The 2,318-nt window shown below is 72.3% G+C and carries 4 protein-coding genes; 3 read left to right on the plus strand and 1 reads right to left on the minus strand.

The features are described 5' to 3' along the window. Window positions 1–171 precede the first annotated feature (171 nt). On the plus strand, window positions 172–903 hold the full coding sequence (locus CCN33_RS29870) for a TetR family transcriptional regulator (protein WP_086696445.1): 732 nt from the start codon (window positions 172–174) through the stop codon (window positions 901–903). Window positions 904–1,019: 116 nt separating this feature from the next. Next, on the plus strand, window positions 1,020–1,424 hold the full coding sequence (locus tag CCN33_RS29875; RefSeq protein ID WP_086696446.1) for a Zn-ribbon domain-containing OB-fold protein: 405 nt from the start codon (window positions 1,020–1,022) through the stop codon (window positions 1,422–1,424). A gap of 13 nt (window positions 1,425–1,437) precedes the next feature. On the opposite strand, the gene CCN33_RS29880 is transcribed toward CCN33_RS29875, so the two are convergent. Next, on the minus strand, window positions 1,438–1,824 hold the full coding sequence (locus CCN33_RS29880) for a PPOX class F420-dependent oxidoreductase (RefSeq protein WP_086696447.1): 387 nt from the start codon (window positions 1,822–1,824) through the stop codon (window positions 1,438–1,440). A 143-nt stretch (window positions 1,825–1,967) separates the two neighbouring features. On the opposite strand from CCN33_RS29880, the gene CCN33_RS29885 reads away from it, so the two are divergent. Beyond that, window positions 1,968–2,318 (plus strand): SAM-dependent methyltransferase (locus CCN33_RS29885; protein ID WP_208621975.1); only part of this gene is annotated, 351 nt, incomplete at its 3' end.

Raw genomic sequence — 2,318 nt, forward strand, 5'->3', positions numbered from 1 at the left:
GGGCATACGGGATCTCCTCGTACGGGCCGGGTGCCGACAGGGTGGAGAAAGGTTACGTCGCAGCAGGTGGACGATGATCGCCGGGCCCGCACGGAGCACTCGGTTCCCTCACCGGGGTCTGTCGGCTGCACTCAGTGCCATAGATGGCCGCCGGGTGCTACGTTCCCGTCCATGAGCACCAGCAGTGCGGCGCCGCCCGCGAAGCCGCCGATGCGGGACGCCCTGGTGGCGGCCGCCTTCCAGCTCTTCCTGGAACGCGGCTACGAGCAGACCACGGTGGACGACATCGTGGCGCTGGCGGAGGTGGGACGGCGGTCGTTCTTCCGCTACTTCCCGTCCAAGGAGGACGTGGTCTTCCCCGACCACGAGAGCTGCCTCGCCGACATGACCGCGTTCCTCGCGGCGGGCGAGAGCGACCCGGAGCCGGTGCGGCGGGTGTGCGACGCGGCCCGGCTGGTGCTGCGCATGTACGCGGAGAACCCGGCGTTCTCGGTCCAGCGCTACCGGCTGACGCGCCGGGTGCCGGGGCTGCGGGCGTACGAACTGTCGGTCGTCTGGCGCTACGAGCGGGCACTCGCCGCGTATCTGCGCGGGAGGTTCGCGGAGCTGCCGGACGGCACGCTGCGCGCGGACGTGATCGCGGCGGCGGTGGTCGCCGCACACAACAACGCCCTTCGCTCCTGGCTGCGTTCGGACGCCAAGGGCGACGCGGAGGCGGCCGTGGACCACGCGCTGGCCTGCGTGCAGACGGCGTTCGCCGACCCGCCGGCCCGGCCCGCGCCGTCCCCCTTCCCGCCCGAGTCGCCACGCCCCGACGACGTGGTGGTCCTCGTGGCCCGCCGGGACGCCCCGCTCTGGCAGGTGGTGCGGCAGTTCGAGGCGGCCCGGGGCGAGAGCCGGTAAATAAGGGTACGCAGTGCCTTTACGAGTGACACTGAGTGCCATACGCTGTCGCTCGTGCACGGTGGCACGGCATCGGGCACGAGCGGATTCCGGCCCAGTGCAGGGAGTTGACGAGCGTGTACCACCACTCAGCAGGAACGGCCCAGCCGGTGGCGGGCTCGGCGAGCCTCCTCACCGAGCGCCCCGCCGACTCCCTCGAGTACCAGCGCTGCGGCTGGTGCGGCACCGCGATGTACCACCGGCTCCTGTGTCCGGTCTGCCAGGGCAGCGACCTGCGCACCGAGCGCAGCGAGGGCATCGGCACGGTCCGCCACTCCACCACCGTCCACCGCAACACACCCGCCGCCCGCAACGTCTCCCTCGTCGAACTCGCCGAGGGCTTCGTCGTACGCGGCCGCGTCATGGGCCCCCTGATCGGCATCCACAGCGGCGACCGGGTCCGCCTGTCGACGGCCGAGGACCCGGTACGCGGCGAACCGGTCTTCCAGCTGCTGGACGAGTCGTGCCGGGCGTGGACCTGAGGCGGTCGGCAGGCTAGGACGGAAACGTCACCCGGATGCCCACCGTGCCCTCGGCCCCCCGGCGCAGCCTGCTGCCCAGCAGGGTGAGGCGGCCCGCGATGCCGTACTTGCGGGCGATCAGGGTGCGGTAGCGGGCCGTGGTCGCGGGGTCGGCGATCTCGGCGTGCGCGGGGTGCGGGGCGCCGGTCGGACGGCCGCGCATGTCGCAGGGGCCCACCAGGACGTCCGCGCGGCGGCGGATGCGCTTGACCTTGTAGCTGTCGGCGGCGGTCCAGACGCCGAGGGCGTCGCCGTCGGGGACGACCCAGACCGGGGTGGCCACCGCAGTGCCGTCCTTGCGGTAGCTGGTGACCAGCAGGTATTTGCCCGAGCCGAGCCGGGACACAAGAGCGTCGTCCATGGTTCCGAGTCTACGAGGGGGGCCCGCCGAGGGCCGCTCGGGACACCCCCAATGCCGCGGACCTGCGGCGCGGAGCAACTCCGGCGTCTAGATTGCGTCTTGACCGGTACCTCCCGCCCCCGGCACCCCAGGAGCTGACCCCCGTGACCGACAACCCGGCCGCCACCAACGACGTGGCCGTGTCCCTTCGCGCCCGCATCAACACCGGCCAGCCGCACACCGCCCGGATCTGGAACTACTGGCTCGGCGGCAAGGACAACTACGAGGTCGACCGTGCGGCCGGTGACCAGATCCGCCAACTGCACCCGGGCATCGGGGAGTACGCCCGCCACGACCGCCTCTTCCTGGGCCGCGCCGTGCGCCATCTGGTCGGCGACCTCGGCATCCGGCAGTTCCTGGACATCGGCACCGGCCTGCCCACCGCCGACAACACGCACGAGGTCGCGCAGGGCCTCGCCCCGGAGACGCGGGTCGTCTACGTCGACAACGACCCG

The sequence above is a fragment of the Streptomyces recifensis genome (assembly GCF_002154615.1).
Taxonomy (GTDB): Bacteria; Actinomycetota; Actinomycetes; order Streptomycetales; family Streptomycetaceae; genus Streptomyces; species Streptomyces griseoluteus.